The organism is Peribacillus sp. Hz7 (assembly GCF_042136355.1).
In the GTDB taxonomy this organism is placed as follows: Bacteria; Bacillota; Bacilli; order Bacillales; family DSM-1321; genus Peribacillus; species Peribacillus asahii_A.
In genome coordinates this window covers 1-15,425 of the sequence record NZ_JBHHJV010000022.1, presented here as the reverse complement: position 1 = coordinate 15,425, position 15,425 = coordinate 1, and the positions used below count along the sequence as shown (strand labels likewise).

At 37.8% G+C, this 15,425-nt stretch carries 16 protein-coding genes and 2 rRNA genes; 1 reads left to right on the top strand and 17 read right to left on the bottom strand.

Going from position 1 to position 15,425, the window contains the following annotated elements; translation table 11 throughout:
* Positions 1 to 7: 7 nt before the first annotated feature.
* From yabG to metG, 6 genes are all read right to left on the bottom strand, one after another.
* A complete protein-coding gene (gene yabG, locus ACE199_RS19855; RefSeq protein ID WP_127758608.1) occupies positions 8 to 889 on the bottom strand; it encodes a sporulation peptidase YabG in 882 nt (293 codons plus the stop codon).
* A 271-nt stretch (positions 890 to 1,160) separates the two neighbouring features.
* Positions 1,161 to 2,039, bottom strand: a complete 879-nt coding sequence (rsmA, locus tag ACE199_RS19850; RefSeq protein WP_375351290.1) for a 16S rRNA (adenine(1518)-N(6)/adenine(1519)-N(6))-dimethyltransferase RsmA — start codon at positions 2,037 to 2,039, stop codon at positions 1,161 to 1,163.
* Positions 2,032 to 2,595 (bottom strand): ribonuclease M5, encoded by a 564-nt coding sequence (rnmV, locus tag ACE199_RS19845; protein ID WP_375351289.1) that lies wholly within the window; start codon positions 2,593 to 2,595, stop codon positions 2,032 to 2,034. The genes rsmA and rnmV overlap by 8 nt, the downstream gene beginning before the upstream one ends.
* 232 nt (positions 2,596 to 2,827) lie before the next feature.
* On the bottom strand, positions 2,828 to 4,021 hold the full coding sequence (locus tag ACE199_RS19840) for a resuscitation-promoting factor (protein WP_375351288.1): 1,194 nt from the start codon (positions 4,019 to 4,021) through the stop codon (positions 2,828 to 2,830).
* 244 nt (positions 4,022 to 4,265) lie between these two features.
* Entirely contained in the window at positions 4,266 to 5,033 is a 768-nt protein-coding gene (locus ACE199_RS19835; protein WP_375351287.1) for a TatD family hydrolase, read from the bottom strand.
* 176 nt (positions 5,034 to 5,209) lie between these two features.
* Complete coding sequence (gene metG / locus ACE199_RS19830; protein ID WP_375351286.1) at positions 5,210 to 7,180, bottom strand: methionine--tRNA ligase; 1,971 nt, start codon at positions 7,178 to 7,180, stop codon at positions 5,210 to 5,212.
* 595 nt (positions 7,181 to 7,775) lie between these two features.
* Between metG and ACE199_RS19825 the strand changes: the two genes are divergently transcribed.
* A complete protein-coding gene (locus ACE199_RS19825; protein ID WP_119117778.1) occupies positions 7,776 to 8,060 on the top strand; it encodes a transition state genes transcriptional regulator AbrB in 285 nt (94 codons plus the stop codon).
* 44 nt (positions 8,061 to 8,104) lie between these two features.
* On the opposite strand, the gene rsmI is transcribed toward ACE199_RS19825, so the two are convergent.
* The 11 genes from rsmI to ACE199_RS19770 all read right to left on the bottom strand — a co-directional run.
* Positions 8,105 to 8,983, bottom strand: a complete 879-nt coding sequence (rsmI, locus tag ACE199_RS19820) for a 16S rRNA (cytidine(1402)-2'-O)-methyltransferase (protein WP_375351285.1) — start codon at positions 8,981 to 8,983, stop codon at positions 8,105 to 8,107.
* 1 nt (position 8,984) lies between these two features.
* Positions 8,985 to 9,242, bottom strand: a complete 258-nt coding sequence (locus tag ACE199_RS19815; protein WP_127758601.1) for a GIY-YIG nuclease family protein — start codon at positions 9,240 to 9,242, stop codon at positions 8,985 to 8,987.
* The gene (locus ACE199_RS19810; RefSeq protein WP_119117781.1) at positions 9,229 to 9,972 is read right to left on the bottom strand and encodes a tRNA1(Val) (adenine(37)-N6)-methyltransferase; all 744 of its coding nucleotides are present in this window, start codon (positions 9,970 to 9,972) and stop codon (positions 9,229 to 9,231) included. The genes ACE199_RS19815 and ACE199_RS19810 overlap by 14 nt, the downstream gene beginning before the upstream one ends.
* Before the next feature lie 118 nt (positions 9,973 to 10,090).
* On the bottom strand, positions 10,091 to 10,462 hold the full coding sequence (yabA, locus tag ACE199_RS19805; RefSeq protein WP_252288156.1) for a DNA replication initiation control protein YabA: 372 nt from the start codon (positions 10,460 to 10,462) through the stop codon (positions 10,091 to 10,093).
* Positions 10,463 to 10,478: 16 nt separating this feature from the next.
* Positions 10,479 to 11,306 (bottom strand): PSP1 domain-containing protein, encoded by an 828-nt coding sequence (locus ACE199_RS19800; protein ID WP_127758599.1) that lies wholly within the window; start codon positions 11,304 to 11,306, stop codon positions 10,479 to 10,481.
* Between the two features lies 1 nt (position 11,307).
* Positions 11,308 to 12,306 (bottom strand): DNA polymerase III subunit delta', encoded by a 999-nt coding sequence (gene holB, locus ACE199_RS19795; RefSeq protein WP_119117784.1) that lies wholly within the window; start codon positions 12,304 to 12,306, stop codon positions 11,308 to 11,310.
* A gap of 109 nt (positions 12,307 to 12,415) precedes the next feature.
* A complete protein-coding gene (gene tmk, locus ACE199_RS19790; protein WP_375351284.1) occupies positions 12,416 to 13,054 on the bottom strand; it encodes a dTMP kinase in 639 nt (212 codons plus the stop codon).
* A 42-nt stretch (positions 13,055 to 13,096) separates the two neighbouring features.
* Positions 13,097 to 14,551 carry an aminotransferase class I/II-fold pyridoxal phosphate-dependent enzyme gene (locus tag ACE199_RS19785; protein ID WP_375351283.1) on the bottom strand — a complete coding sequence of 485 codons (1,455 nt, stop codon included), beginning with the start codon at positions 14,549 to 14,551 and terminating at the stop codon, positions 13,097 to 13,099.
* 141 nt (positions 14,552 to 14,692) lie between these two features.
* Positions 14,693 to 14,899 (bottom strand): sigma factor G inhibitor Gin, encoded by a 207-nt coding sequence (locus tag ACE199_RS19780; protein ID WP_252282879.1) that lies wholly within the window; start codon positions 14,897 to 14,899, stop codon positions 14,693 to 14,695.
* Between the two features lie 229 nt (positions 14,900 to 15,128).
* Positions 15,129 to 15,244: ribosomal RNA gene (rrf, locus tag ACE199_RS19775) — 5S ribosomal RNA — on the bottom strand.
* Between the two features lie 66 nt (positions 15,245 to 15,310).
* A 23S ribosomal RNA gene (locus tag ACE199_RS19770) occupies positions 15,311 to 15,425 on the bottom strand; the annotation flags it as partial.

The window sequence follows — 15,425 nt, the reverse complement described above, 5'->3', positions numbered from 1 at the left end:
ATGCAGCTTATTTTTCTTCTTGAATAGGTTTAAACGGCAAACCTGTTCGCAGGACTCCTCTTGTTTCAATGCCGCCTAACCCTTTTTCCCCCGTTAATGTATTACGCAGCACATCCCATACATGTATATACTCACGAAATGGTGTAAAACTAATCTTCCCTACTATATAGACAGGATCTAAAGCATGGATATTAACTCGCGAAGGAGAGCTTGCAAAATTGGCCCCAGCTTGAATGATAGATTCAAAGTGGGACTGACAAGCTCCTGCAAAAATAATAAGATGATCTAAGCTTGCTACCTTTTTGCGTGCTTCACGAACTGTCTCGACAAATTCCTTCGAATGGCGATAGGCCTTTAAATCCGTTATATCGCCTTTCGATTTCGAATAAGAATCATGCCCTGTAATGACGAGAATATCAGGTCGATAATGATCCAATAAGCCGCCGATTTTATATGGCATTTCTTTCTCATTACAAAATACACCGTTTACAGGAATATGAAACCTTGCATATAAATCCAAACACTTACGTAAATAAGATGCATCTCCATCAACATGAAGCACCTTGCCCGGTATTTGAAAATAATCCCCATCATATCGATATCCGTTACTCGATTCGTAACCGCTCTTTTGCTGCTGTAATTCTAAATCCTGCGTAAGTAGACGATTGGATTGCTCTTGTAGCTCTTTTGTCGCACGTTGGCGTTCATTTCGCTCTTCTTCCTGAATCTTTACTAAATCCTCAAAAGGAGCATCTGCAATTAGCCGAAACTCTTCCCCATATAAAATGGCTTGCTTCTTTCCATTTACCTCCCGAATATCGATGACGCGAAATAATATATCGCTCTCATATGAAATTCGTCCAACAATATCATTAATCTGCACAGTCATGGTCTCACCCCATGAGAAAAATTCCTTTAAGTTAGGTGCTTTATCTTTCTACAGTATGCAAAAGCATAGTCCATGGTGAATATAAAAACAGAAGCCTTCCAACATGCTACACAAGCTGGCAGGCACACGAGATCGTAGTTTCACATGAAACAAGTCTATAAACCCCTTCGACTAACAAAAGGTATGAAACAGCAGCAAGGCGCGGAAGAAGTCATTTATCGCTAGACAATAAAAAAGAGCTAGAGGTCATCCCCTAGCTGATTTTCCATCTTTATTTAAATATCCCTAATAAAGCATCACTCAAACGCCCGAATTCTTCAATTGTTAACGTTTCACCCCGTCTTGTTGGATCAATACCTGTTTCTTCAAGGGCCTCAATAATTTGCTCCTTCTTCTCCTTACCACTTGGAAGCTGACTGGATAAATTATTTAAAATGGTTTTTCTTCTTTGAGCAAAGCTTGCACGTGTCACCTGAAATAAAAACTCTTCATCCTTCACTTCCACGAGCGGCTTTTCTCTTTTCGTCAATCGAATGACTGCAGAATCTACGTTCGGCTGTGGCATAAAGACTGTTTTGGGAACAATCATCACCGTTTCAGCTTCCGTATAGTATTGGATAGCGATAGATAAAGAACCATACTCTTTCGTACCCGGTTTCGCCGCAATCCGGTCTGCCACTTCTTTTTGCAGCATACAGACAATGCCCCGAATCGGCAAACGATCAGCTAATAACTTTAAAATAATCGGTGTCGTCACATAATAAGGGAGGTTCGCTACAACCATTAAATCACGTATACCTGCAAACTCTTCCGAAATCACTTGCTGAACATCGGCTTTTAAAATATCCTGATGAATAATCTTCACATTCTGATAGGGTGACAATGTATCCGCTAAAATAGGTAGTAGGCGCTGATCAATCTCAAACGCTGTCACTTTTTTACTTCTTTTAGCAAGCTGTTCCGTTAAAGCTCCAATTCCTGGTCCAATCTCAATAGCACCGCTTTCTTCTGTCAGCTCTGCAAAGTCTACAATTCGATGTAAAATATTCGTATCAATTAAAAAGTTCTGCCCTAAACTCTTCTTAAAGGAAAAACCATACTTCTTTAAGATTTCTTTTGTTCTAATAGGTGTTGCAATGTCTTTATTCATTCTTTTCCTCCTGATTTATCCGAACCATTGCCTCAATAAACGCTTTCTTCGAAATTTGAAACATGTTCAAACGTTTATATAACTGCTTACCATTTGTGTGGCCAATGCGTAACAGTACGCCAAGTCTTTCTCTTCTATCCTTCGCACCTGCCCCACCGATTAAACCTGCATCAACAAGGTCCTGCTGCGAAATTTCTTCAGGAGCTTCTTCCTCCATTAATTGCGCATCCTTCAACGCATTTCGAATCGCCTCGGGAGATGCATGCTCCACACCAATACCGCGTCCCGATTTCGGCAATCCCTCCTGTTTCGTAATGAAAGCATGCTTACAGCCCTTCACTTGCTCCGAAATCGTATTTCTAATTTTTTGACCTGGAAAGTCTGGATCAGTAAAAATAATCACGCCTCGTGTTTGCTGAGCAAGCCGAACTTGTTCAACAACAGATTCATTCACGGCTGAACCATTTGTCTCAATCGTATCGGCATTAACTGACCGCTTAATAGCCACGGTATCGTCTTTTCCTTCCACTACAATAATTTCCTTAATTTTTTTCATTTCTTCCTCCATATCGCGAGACCTTTTTATGTTTTCACTCGTCTATGCAGTATAGGATACCAAAATATATTCTTACTTGATACGTATCACCTTGCTAATCAAGGCTCTTGCACTTGTCTTATTATAAAGCAAAAGCGATGTTAAACATATTGTGAATCTAAAAACCCATGCATCATACGTCTAGAAAGACAAATAAAAAACAGGAGATACATCATCTCCTGCTAAAAGTCTTCTAATCGATTATACGAACCTTTACCCTCTTGACACCCCAACGATAGGCTTCAGATTTAGAAGGGATAAACACATCAATTTTATTTCCTTTAATCGCTCCACCTTTGTCGGCAGCAACAGCATAGCCGTATCCTTCAACATGTACTTTAGAACCAAGCGGGATGACATTAGGATCAACAGCAATCACCTTTGCATGTGGATTACTCTTTAAATTCATTCCCGTCGCTGTCACGCCGGAACAACCATTACAGCTTGCTGTGTAAGCGGTTGATGAAACATATATTTCTTTTCCACCTGATGAACTACTAACATTATTTGCATAAGTAGCAGTGGGAGTGGGTGCTTTCGTTCCTACTGCGACTACCTGATCCTGCTTTTCTTTTATAACCTTTTCAGCAATAACTTTTCGTTTTACTTCTTTACCGTTTTCTTTTATGACTTCATATTGTGTTGAAATTTGACCTTTTTTCCCTTCTGTCAGGATTTTTTCTTTTCCTTCTGAAAGGGAATCATCTTCTTTTTTCACAATGTCATATTCGATTGGTGATTCCACTACATCGGTGACTTTTTCAACTCGAGTGACGTTTATTGTATTCTTTGCTTGAACTTTTTCTGATAATTTCGGCTCAACTCTATCTAATTCATTGAGCTTCACACCTTGTTGCGTCAAAAAGTCAACGACCGTAGTCGAAGTTGACCACACTTGCTTTTTCTTACCTCCCACTACTAAAGTGAGTGGAAAAGCTTTTTCAACGGAAATTTCCATTTTTTCTTTAATAGGAGTCTTTTTAGCAGGACTCAATTTATCATGTTGTGTCACTTCAATGTCTTGTTCCTTTAACAACTCACCTACTGTATCAGTTGTTGTCCATACTTTTGTTTCCTTGCCGTCCTGAAGTAATGCTACTTGTTGAGCAGGTTTCCAGACTACTTGTACATCCTCTTTCAACTGACTGTTTTTCGAAGGCAATATGTAGTCTTCAGCTTTGACCTGAATCTCTAACTCTTTTAATATCTCATCTACAGTAGCAGCATGTGTGCGCACTACTTGTTCTTGCCCATCAATGATGACAGTAATCGTCTGCTTTGTACCTTGATAAAACAGGATTCCAACCACTATCGTAAGCACAAGTACACTACAAATAGCATTGGTTGTTCGCTTTATCCCAAAAGACTTGGGAACTAAGTTCTTCATAGTTTCTACAAAAATGAAAAACTCCTCCTTCCTCTCGGTGATTATAAAGACATACTCAGCAAGATGTCAACCCACCTGTTTTTTTCATTGTTAGGAAATTAGTTCCTATTATGACTAGTGTCTATGAAATTGAAAAGGGTGAATTCTCGACAACATTAATCATTGATAGACATGAGATTTGTAGAATTTTTGGGAATTCACAAGAAATGGACAAGTATCCAGTAAATATTGACGAAGAAAATTGTCAATTTATGCCGAATATTTTTTTGGCATTTTCTGTTGTAATGCGTGCAACTTCTTCTACTGAAACTTGTTTAATATCTGCAATTTGTTCAGCTACTAGTTTCACATAAGCCGGTTCATTTCTCTTTCCTCTAAAAGGATGCGGAGCTAAGTAAGGACAATCCGTTTCAATAAGCAGGCGATCTAATGGAACTTCCGCTGCAACTTCCTTCGGTTTTTTGGCATTTTTAAACGTAACCGGCCCACCTAGAGAAATATAAAAGTTCATCTCTAAACATTCCTTTGCCGTTTCTACACTGCCACTAAAGCAATGCATAATACCACCTACAAGAGATGCTTCCTCTTCTCTTAAAATGGTTACAATATCTGCTGTTGCTTCTCGATTATGAATAATAATTGGTAGTTTCACTCTTCTAGCCAAACGAATTTGCTTTCGGAACACCTCCATTTGGATTTCTTTTGGTGACTTATCCCAATAATAGTCTAGTCCCATTTCTCCAATTGCTACGACCTTTGGATGTGCTGCTAGTGATTCGATCCACTCTAAATCAGCATCAGTCATATCAATTGCATCAACAGGATGCCAGCCTACGGCCGCATATAAGAAATCATATGTTTCTACTAACTCCATTGCCTTTGTAATCGTTGGACGATCAAATCCTACGACAATCATGTTAGCGACTCCCGCTTCTTGTGCTCTCTTAATTACTTCTGTCAAATCTTCTTCAAATTGTTCTGCGTTCAGATGTACATGCGTATCAAATAGCATTTCTATCTTCCTCTCTACCATTAGTTTATTACGAAATACAGTGCTTATGTTTCACAATTCGATTACAAATATGTAACAAAAAAATCGAATTTGGTAAAAATATACATAAAAAAGCATAAAAACGTTTCACATGAAACATTTTTATGCTTTTTTCTCTATCTTTAAATGCCTGTTGTCTATTTTACTTTAGAGCCATTAGGAAGCGCTGCATCAACGGTTGCAACGGATAATACACCTTCATTACTTCCTGCTAGAATCATTCCCTGTGATAATTCACCGCGCAATTTTACCGGTTTCAAATTTGTAACACAAATGACTTTTTTGCCCACTAATTCTTCCGGTTTATAATATTGAGCAATACCTGATACAACTTGGCGTCTTTCATAGCCCAAATCTAGTTGTAATTTTAAAAGTTTATCAGCCTTTTTCACTGGTTCTACTTCTAGCACTTGTGCTACTCTAAGCTCTACCTTCATGAAATCATCAATTGTAATTTCATCGACTTCTGGAATTTCAATTTCTTTCGGTTCTTCCTTTGATTCCTCTTTTGGAGCTCCGCCCTGCATTTGCTCTTTAATATATTGAACTTCCTCTTCCATCTCTAATCGAGGAAAAATTGGTTCTGCTTTAACTACCTTTGTTTGAGCTGGAATTTGTCCAAAGGCACTCAAGCTATCCCATGTTTTTAATATCTCATCCGTAATATTTAATTGGGCAAAGATTTTTTCTGGTGTCTGTGTTAAAAATGGCTTTAGTAAAATAGCCACTCGACGTAATGTTTCAGCTAAATGAACCATTACACTTCCTAGTTCATCGCGCTTTTCTTCCTCTTTTGCAAGTACCCATGGCTGTGTTTCATCAATAAATTTATTCGTTCTGCTCACAAGCTGCCAAATAGACGTCAAAGCAACTGAGAATTCCATATTCTCCATAGCCTCTTCATATTTCTTCACAGTTTCCCTATTCATCTCTAATAAAGACTGTTGGAATTCACCTTTTGAATCTACATAAGCTGGAATTTCTCCATCAAAATATTTATTAATCATGGCAACCGTACGATTAAGTAGATTTCCAAGATCATTCGCTAAATCAAAGTTAATACGTTCAATAAAGCCTTCTGGAGTAAATACTCCATCTGAACCAAATGGTACTTCACGCAGTAAATAATAGCGTAACGCATCTAACCCGTAACGATCAATTAATGTGACAGGATCGACCACATTTCCTTTTGACTTTGACATCTTGCCATCCTTCATTAATAACCAACCATGTGCAAACACTTTGTTCGGTAATGGTAAGTCCAGTGCCATCAACATAATTGGCCAATAAATAGTATGGAAGCGTACGATTTCTTTTCCAACAAGATGAACATTAGCCGGCCAATATTTGGTATACTTTGATTCATCTTTAGACCCATAACCTAAAGCGGTAATATAATTCGTTAAGGCATCAATCCATACATACACAACATGCTTCGGATTACCTGGTACTTTAATTCCCCAATCAAAAGTCGTACGCGAAACAGCCAAATCCTCTAAACCTGGCTTAATGAAGTTATTAATCATTTCATTCTTACGAGATTCCGGTTGAATAAATTGTGGATTTTCTTCATAAAATTGCAGCAAACGGTCTGCATACTTACTCATTCTAAAGAAATATGATTCCTCTTTTACCTTTTCAACTGGTCTGTTGCAGTCCGGGCACTTTCCATCATTTTCTTCAACTTGACGCTCTGTAAAGAATGATTCACAAGGTGTACAGTATAACCCCTCATATTCATCTAAATAAATATCTCCCTGATCAAGCAGCTGCTTAAAAATCTTGGCAACAACTTCTTTATGACGCTCTTCCGTTGTTCTAATAAAGTCATTGTAAGAAATATCAAGTTTTTTCCATAGATCTTTAATACCTGAAACGATATTATCGACATATTGCTGTGGTGTTATCCCTTGTTCTTCTGCCTTTCGTTGAATCTTTTGACCATGTTCATCGGTCCCTGTCAAGTACATGACATCGAATCCACGCAGTCTTTTATAGCGAGCCATTGCATCGCCTGCCACAGTTGTATAAGCATGACCTATATGTAAATTTCCACTTGGATAATAAATAGGCGTCGTAATATAAAATGTCTTTTGGTTATCCTTCATATTCTTTTCCTTCCTCCTCAACTTTTGCAAATCTAGTTCTATAAATATCACTAAACTGCATGAAACCGCTACCCCTATTTTAACGCTATCTGTCCATCTATGCGACTAGAAAACATAAACTCCTCTTTAAAAAGGACACAATGTCATTCATTTTATCATCATTGCCTCATTTATAAATAAAATATACCTGCGTCAAACAATACATATACAGATAGAATCTATATTTTTACAAAAATATACAAAAAAGTAACCTAAACTGAACATTCCATTGGAATTATATTGAATTTATGAGTATAATGAACATTGGCAGATGTCGATTGCCGTACACCCGTGTCGAATTCTGCTAACCATTATCAAACGTTCAATTTTCTTTTAAAAATTTTTCGGTAAATAATGGAATAAAAAGGATAAAAAGCGCAATAAACCCTTGATATATGGGCATTTGACCACTCAAAAAATACAGTAATAATAAAAAATAAAATCATTGACGTATTTGGGAATGGCTGGTATTATAGGTTTATAAGAAGTTTGTCGAATATTGACGAATAAAAAAATAGATAATAGATTATAAATTTGAGAGGAGATTTTATTAGTTATGAAATCTACAGGAATCGTTCGTAAAGTTGATGAATTAGGTCGTGTGGTAATTCCGATTGAGCTTCGCCGTACATTAGGTATTGCAGAAAAGGACGCTTTAGAAATTTACGTAGATGATGAGCGCATCATCTTAAAAAAATACAAACCAAACATGACTTGCCAAGTAACTGGTGAAGTATCTGACGATAACTTAACACTTGCAGGCGGTAAATTAGTTCTTAGCCGTGAAGGTGCTGAAATTCTTATTAAAGAAATTCAAAATAGTTTCGAAGCTTCTAAATAAGATATAAAAAAAGCTACTAGATTCATCTAGTAGCTTTTTTGTATTTATTCTTCAATATGATAGGCTTGATACACTTCCCTCTTTTGCAACCCACGATCTTTTGCAACCTGCTTAATAGCTTCCTTCGACTGAAGCCCTTTCGCTTCCACATAGTAGTCTACATGTTTAACTAAATCCATTGAACTCCACCAAACGATTTCTTCCTCTTCTGTGGCAGGCATGGCCCCTTCTATAATTAAACAAAATTCACCACGTACTTCAGATTCATTTGCCCATGCTAATGCCTCACTAATCGTTCCACGAATAAATTCTTCAAACTTCTTCGTCAACTCACGGCATAAAACAATATTTCGGTCTCCTAATATATCAAGCATCTGCTTTAATGTTTCTTTTAAACGATGAGGGGATTCATACATAACCCATGTAGCTTCTATCTTCTTTAATCTCTGAAGCTCCTCCTTCTTCTGTTTAGCCCCTCTTTGCAAAAATCCATAAAAATAAAAGGGTTGTGGTACTAAACCTGAAGCAATTAAAGCCGTTAAAGCTGCATTTGCCCCCGGGAGCGGAATAACCTTTAATTGCTCGGCAATTGCATCTTTTACTAGTTCATAACCTGGATCTGAAATCGTTGGCATTCCTGCATCACTGACTAAAGCAATTACCTGTCCGTTACGAAGTCGATCTAGCATATGCCTGCCGCTATTCTCTTTATTATGCTCATGATAGCTTACAATCGGTGTTGTAATCTCAAAATAATTGCATAGCTTTTTCGTATTTCTTGTATCCTCTGCTGCAATAACATCTGCTTCCTTTAAAATACGTAAAGCTCGAAAGCTCATATCTTCTAAATTGCCAATAGGGGTTGGTACTAAATACAAGGCCGGCTCGAGACCCTCTCTTTCAAAACTTTTCTGCTGCCACATACTACTCCTCCTTTTTCATCCATTTCTGTTTACTCTGCCGTGATAGCTGCTTAAAACGATATTCAGCTTGCATAGCCTCCTTTTTCGTATCAAAGGTTTCATAATAAATAAGTGAAACAGGTGTTCTCCCACGCGTATATTTGGCCCCTTTTCCTTGATTATGAAGATTTACACGGCGTTCTAGGTGATTTGTATAACCTGCATAATAGCTTGTATCTGCGCATTCTAATACATAAAAATAATGCTTACTGCTCTCCATATAAAATCCTTCTAATGTCTGGATTATATTCATTTTGTTCATTATAGACAACAAGCGGTGGTAACACCTTTAAGTCTGGGTTCCCATCTTTAATGCCCTCAATTAAAATCGTATTCGCTTCTTTATTTTGTTTTGGATAAACAAACTGAAGTCGCTTCGGCTCAATGCGATATTGCCTCATTAGACTTAATATATCCATTAATCGCCCTGGACGATGAACAAAAGCAGCCTTTCCGCCTTGACGTAACAGTTGACTGCTTACTCGAATGACGTCTTCAAGGTTACACATAATCTCATGACGAGCAATTGCATAATGTTCATTTTTATTGATTTCCTCTTGAGAAGGCGTTGGAAAATACGGTGGATTACACGTCACTACATCGTATTTGCTATACCCAATCTCCTTCACTATCTCTTTCAAATCACCATGAATCATCTCAATTTGCTGAGATAGCTCATTATAGTTTACACTTCGACGCGCCATATCACAAAGCCGCTCTTGAATTTCAACACCTATAATTGAGCCTTTTGTCCGAGTACTCAATAACAACGGGATAATCCCATTTCCTGAACATAGATCAACTAGTTTCCCTTTTTGAATTGGTACATTCACAAATTTCGACAATAGCACGGCATCTAATGAAAAGGCAAACACAGAAGGACTTTGAATAATTCTTAAATCCTCTGCTAATAAATAATCAAGTCGCTCATCTTCTCTAAGTTGCACCATAGATTGTTTCCTCCTAGCCATTTTCCATCGTACAAAAAAGGTCTGACTCATGCTTACATGTCAGACCCTGAATTACTATATATTATCATGTAAAAGAGACAAATAAACGCTCCCTAGGCTATTTTTTATTTAAAAAGGATAGACAGAAGAGACAATCTCCTTCTTTACGTAAACTACCAAAATGAAGATTACAAATATGAAAACCTTCTTGATAAATGCGAGCTAAGTTATCATACCCTTCACCGATATCTATAGCCTTTTCCTCACTATTTATCGACTTCACTTTCACCTTGCTGGCTCCTTTTTTAGCAGCCTTTGGCACTTCAATTAAATCTAATCTACGTCGCAAGTGGTCATTCTCCAGCTTTAATGATTGATTATCTTCCAATACTTCGGCAAGATGTTCTTTCAATTCTCCAAGCTGTTTGTACAGTTGACCGATTTGGGTTTCCATACTCGTAACCGATTCAAAAATCTCTTTCTTATCCACGCTACCCACCACCTTACTAATCTGTGGCTTGAATAGAAACGGCTCCCTCGTTTAGAATCTCATCTAAAGTATATTCTAATACTCTGTCTTGTTCGATTAATTCAACTTGAAGTACACGTTCTAGAATGTTAAGCCCAACTACCTTGCCTTTACCGTTTGGAGTTTTAATAATTTCCCCTAAATCAGGAAGCAGTTCTTTTGCACTTTCGTATTCATCATTTTCATATTTTAAGCAACACATCAGACGTCCGCATAAGCCTGATATTTTTGTTGGATTTAACGATAGGTTTTGGTCTTTCGCCATTTTAATGGAGACAGGCTCAAAGTCACCAAGAAACGTTGAACAGCAAAGCATCCGGCCACATGGTCCAATTCCGCCTAGCATTTTAGCTTCATCGCGTACACCAATTTGACGAAGTTCAATTCTAGTTCGAAAAATAGCAGCCAAGTCTTTCACTAAATCACGAAAATCAACACGTCCATCTGCTGTAAAAAAGAAAACGACTTTATTTCGATCAAATGTATACTCAACATCAACAAGCTTCATATCTAGCTTATGTTCTTCTACCTTTTGACAGCAAATATCGTAGGCCTCTTTAGCAGCCGCTTTATTCTCCTCTACAATTAACCGATCTTTTTTATCCGCAATCCTTAACACTTTTTTCAAAGGCAGGACAACATCATTTTCTCCTACTTGCTTCCGGGCTGTTACAACCTTGCCGAATTCCACACCACGAACGGTTTCCACTATGACAAAGTCATCCTTAGGAATATCGATTTCACCCGGATCAAAATAGTATATTTTGCCCGCTTTTTTAAAACGGACGCCTACAACATCATACAAATCATGATCCCTCCTGCAAATTCAGCACAAGCTGTTCCATTAACAGCTGTGGATTTGTATTGGACGACAACTTTCGTTTCGTATCCAAAATAGTGCCCATACAATCTGCAAGACGCCTTTGTGAGAGCTGAAGAGCATGAGAGGCAAGCTCTTCTTCCTGATTTTGAAACACGACGAAGTTCCGCTTGTCCAATTGAATATATAGTAAATCCTTATAAATCAAAAGTAGTAAATCAAGCCCTTTATCTAGTTGCTCTCGTTCCTTAAAGTGAGAAAACCAATCCGTTTGTAAAAATAACAATGCCTTCATCCGGTTTTGTTTTAACACTTCATATAATTTTACCACTATTTTTTGAGCTTGTACAAACCATTCATCGTGGCTCAGCGCTAAACCTTCTTCTACATTTTGAGTAATTTGGGAAATGACGGAGGCAATTTGCGGTTGAAGATTGTGCTCTATCAATTTTTGTTTCACATTCTCAGGAGAAAGCGGCTGAAAGGTTAATACTTGACATCGCGAAATAATCGTTGGTAATATCCTCTGAACTTGCTCAGTCATTAAGATGGCAACCGTGTCATCCGATGGCTCTTCTAGAAATTTCAATAAGCTATTAGCCGCACCTACGGACATTTTATCAGCATCAGCAATCATATAGATTTTCCGATTTGCTTCTACGCTTTTTTTCGAAAATTCCTCTTGAAGCTGTTTAATTTGCTCCTTTTTAATCGATAAGCCATCTCGCTCGATATAATGAACATCTGGATGATTTCCACTCATGATTCGCTTGCAATTTCTACACTCTTCACATGGCTCATAACCAGCAATAGGAGCTTCACACAACAAGCTTTTAGCAAAAACATGGCTCACTTCATGTTTACCTATTCCTTTTTCTCCTTCAAACAAATAAGCATGTGCCACTCGTTTTTTTACTAAGCTATTTTGCAACATCCTCATAATCTGCGGCTGTACTTGTTTTGCTTCCTGCCATGTTTTATTCAAAATGATCAACTCACTTAAGTATTATAAATTCATGTATCAGATACAAACTGTATTATTTTCTCATTATATCAATTGTTAGAAAGGAGGATAATGACAAATCGTTGTCCTATCATCCTTTTTTATGCAAAAATTCTACAATACTTTGCTTTGCCTGTTCAAACACGACCTCTAACGATTGACTCGCATCAATTAATACGAATCTCTCCTTCCATCGATTCATTACAAGCTGATAGCCTTCACGTACTTTTTTATGGAAATCGATTGTTTCCAAGTCTAAACGATTCACTTCCCGATGATTATTCGCTTGAATTCGCTTTAATCCTTCATCTGGTTCAATATCAAAATACAGCGTTATATCTGGCATAACATCAGCAATCGCAAATGTATTAATACTATAAATTTCTTCAATTTCTAAGCCGCGTGCATGCCCTTGATAAGCAAGCGAGCTATCAATAAAACGATCACATAGTACAATCATTCCCTGCTCTAATGCAGGAATAATTCTCTCAACTAGATGCTGACGCCTTGCTGCAGCATACAATAAAGCTTCCGTTCTTGAATCCATCGCTGTATTCTCTTTATTTAAAATCACTTCTCGAATTTGTTCTGCAATTGGAATTCCGCCTGGTTCCCTAGTTATAACAACACGATGTCCTTCCTTTTCTAAGGCAGCTCCTAAAAGTTGCAATATCGTTGTTTTTCCAGCACCTTCAGGCCCTTCCAATGTAATAAATGCTCCACGATTCATCGATTATCCCACCGTTCATTATTTTACTGCTAGTATATCATTTTAACGGACAGACCCAGATTCGTAAACGATAAGCTCACCACTCATCAATGCTTGTCCACCGTGAAAACGGGATTTATGTGCTAATAAATGTTTTAAAGTCGCCACTTTCTCAGCTGTAATCATTTCCCCAGGCATAATCAAAGGAATCCCTGGAGGATATGGAATGACCATTTCTGCTGAAACTTGACCAATTGCTTCATTTAATAAAACTTGTTTTGTTTTCATTTGCTTCATATCTGAATAAGATACTACTAGTGTTGTTATGATTGCTTCTTCCTTCCACTGAATCATAGAAGAAGTACTATTTTGTCCCTTCTTCCTTTTTAACGCTCCTTGTATTTGTTCAATGGTCTGTCGTAAAGGATAAAACTGTTCCTTTTTTAATAATGGCAATATGAGTAAGACATTGCGGGGATCCGCCAATTCAGAATAAATACCTGCTTCTTCAAGTAAAGCTTGTACTTCATAACCACTTAGTCCCTGTGTTGATCGAATACTCACCTTTAGCGGGTCAGCTACAACACCTTTAGGCGGTTCTAACACTTCAACTTCTTTAACGGCAGATAGCTGGTCCTTAAAGTCAGCTATTCTCTTGATAAGGAATTGACAATCATCCTCTGTAAAAGCAGCTAAATATGCTCGCGCCAAATCAAGCGACCCCATTATTGGATAAGATGGGCTGCTTGACTGTAGCATTTGTAAGTACCATTCAATTCGTTCTCTACTAACTAAGGTAGTATTCACATGTAAATAAGAGCCCATTGTCATTGCAGGTAACGTTTTATGAGCTGAGTGGACCACTACATCTGCTCCTGCTTCAATTGCACTTTGTGGAAATTGATTATTGGCAGAGAAATGAGCTCCATGTGCTTCATCGACTAATACTGGAATTCCTTTATTATGGGCTACTGTTATAATGGAGGATAACTCCTGACTGAGACCATAATAATTAGGAGAAGTCAAAATAATCGCCTTTGTCTCTGGATACAAGTTCAAAGCCTCTGTGATCAGCTGAACATCAAGCCCTCCAGCAACTTCCCACTCTTTATAAATCGTTGGTTGTAAAAATACCGGTTTAACGTTGGCTAACATAAGGCCATGCAGAATAGATTTATGGCAATTACGTTGGACAAGTACAGTATCCCCCTCTTCACATGTTCCCATAATCATTGCTATATTTCCTACAGTCGAACCATTTACAAGAAAATAACTGTTCTGCACATCATAGAGGTTAGCTAATAGCTGCTCAGCTTCTTTAATTGGACCTTCTGGTGCATGCAAATCATCTAATCCTGATAGCTCAGTTGCGTCTATTTGAAGTAAAGACTCATACATCTTTCTGCCTTGCTGCATAAATATTTGTCCGTTTTTATGTCCTGGTACATGATAGGAAACTTTATTTTCTTTATGAAAAGCTGCTAAAGCGCTAAATAACGGTGTCTGTAATTGATTCATGTATCTCTTCCCTCAATCCATGGATTCATATTCTTATTTTACCAAATAAAAATTTCTTTCTCTCCCCATAGATATACTTTTATACATAATAAAAAGCCAAGGGGACCGTTTCCTTGACTCTCTGATTCTCTAAATATATTCTTACGAAAAGATTTCAGGATGTGTAATTTTTTTTAATTGCTTGAGATAATATTTATACCGCTCATCCTTCGTATCCGTTGTAATGATCTCACGCTCACATTCCTCGCAAATAAATGATGTATATACATGAATACCTGATGTTTTTCTACATTCACAAACCACGCATGTTTCCCCTGCCGTTTTTTCGGTTGTTGTTGTTTCCAACATCTCCACCTCCATACCTGCATTCTCTCCAAAAACTTTTTTTCTTATACCTACTATATAAATAGTTTAAGAGAACTGGGATAACTGCTCATAACAATGTATGATAAAGGTATTCGATACGTGTATGTCTCTTTGAAAGTTTATAAGGCATATGCTGATTAAAGAAAAATTCCCATTGATTTCTTCGTGCTAAAACATAAAAAAGATCAGCTTTTCAGCTGACCTCATGCTTGCCTGGCAACGTCCTACTCTCACAGGGGGAAACCCCCAACTACCATCGGCGCTGAAGAGCTTAACTTCCGTGTTCGGAATGGGAACGGGTGTGACCTCTTCGCCATCATTACCAGACATTATGTAGAAGGCTTGTTCCTTCAAAACTAGATAATAGGAAAGCATTGCGTGTTACCAAAACAATAGGTTAAGTCCTCGACCGATTAGTATCAGTCAGCTCCATGTGTCGCCACACTTCCACCTCTGACCTATCAACCTGATCATCTTTCAGGGGTCTTACTAGCTTGCGCTATGGGAA

What these genes read in the sequence shown, in the direction of transcription:
- yabG (WP_127758608.1), bottom strand. Translation starts at nt 889, where the DNA reads ATGACTGTGCAGATTAATGATATTGTTGGACGAATTTCATATGAGAGC.
- rsmA (WP_375351290.1), bottom strand. Translation starts at nt 2,039, where the DNA reads ATGAATAAAGACATTGCAACACCTATTAGAACAAAAGAAATCTTAAAG.
- rnmV (WP_375351289.1), bottom strand. Translation starts at nt 2,595, where the DNA reads ATGAAAAAAATTAAGGAAATTATTGTAGTGGAAGGAAAAGACGATACC.
- ACE199_RS19840 (WP_375351288.1), bottom strand. Translation starts at nt 4,021, where the DNA reads ATGAAGAACTTAGTTCCCAAGTCTTTTGGGATAAAGCGAACAACCAAT.
- ACE199_RS19835 (WP_375351287.1), bottom strand. Translation starts at nt 5,033, where the DNA reads ATGCTATTTGATACGCATGTACATCTGAACGCAGAACAATTTGAAGAA.
- metG (WP_375351286.1), bottom strand. Translation starts at nt 7,180, where the DNA reads ATGAAGGATAACCAAAAGACATTTTATATTACGACGCCTATTTATTAT.
- ACE199_RS19825 (WP_119117778.1), top strand. Translation starts at nt 7,776, where the DNA reads ATGAAATCTACAGGAATCGTTCGTAAAGTTGATGAATTAGGTCGTGTG.
- rsmI (WP_375351285.1), bottom strand. Translation starts at nt 8,983, where the DNA reads ATGTGGCAGCAGAAAAGTTTTGAAAGAGAGGGTCTCGAGCCGGCCTTG.
- ACE199_RS19815 (WP_127758601.1), bottom strand. Translation starts at nt 9,242, where the DNA reads ATGGAGAGCAGTAAGCATTATTTTTATGTATTAGAATGCGCAGATACA.
- ACE199_RS19810 (WP_119117781.1), bottom strand. Translation starts at nt 9,972, where the DNA reads ATGGTGCAACTTAGAGAAGATGAGCGACTTGATTATTTATTAGCAGAG.
- tmk (WP_375351284.1), bottom strand. Translation starts at nt 13,054, where the DNA reads ATGAATCGTGGAGCATTTATTACATTGGAAGGGCCTGAAGGTGCTGGA.
- ACE199_RS19785 (WP_375351283.1), bottom strand. Translation starts at nt 14,551, where the DNA reads ATGAATCAATTACAGACACCGTTATTTAGCGCTTTAGCAGCTTTTCAT.
- ACE199_RS19780 (WP_252282879.1), bottom strand. Translation starts at nt 14,899, where the DNA reads ATGTTGGAAACAACAACAACCGAAAAAACGGCAGGGGAAACATGCGTG.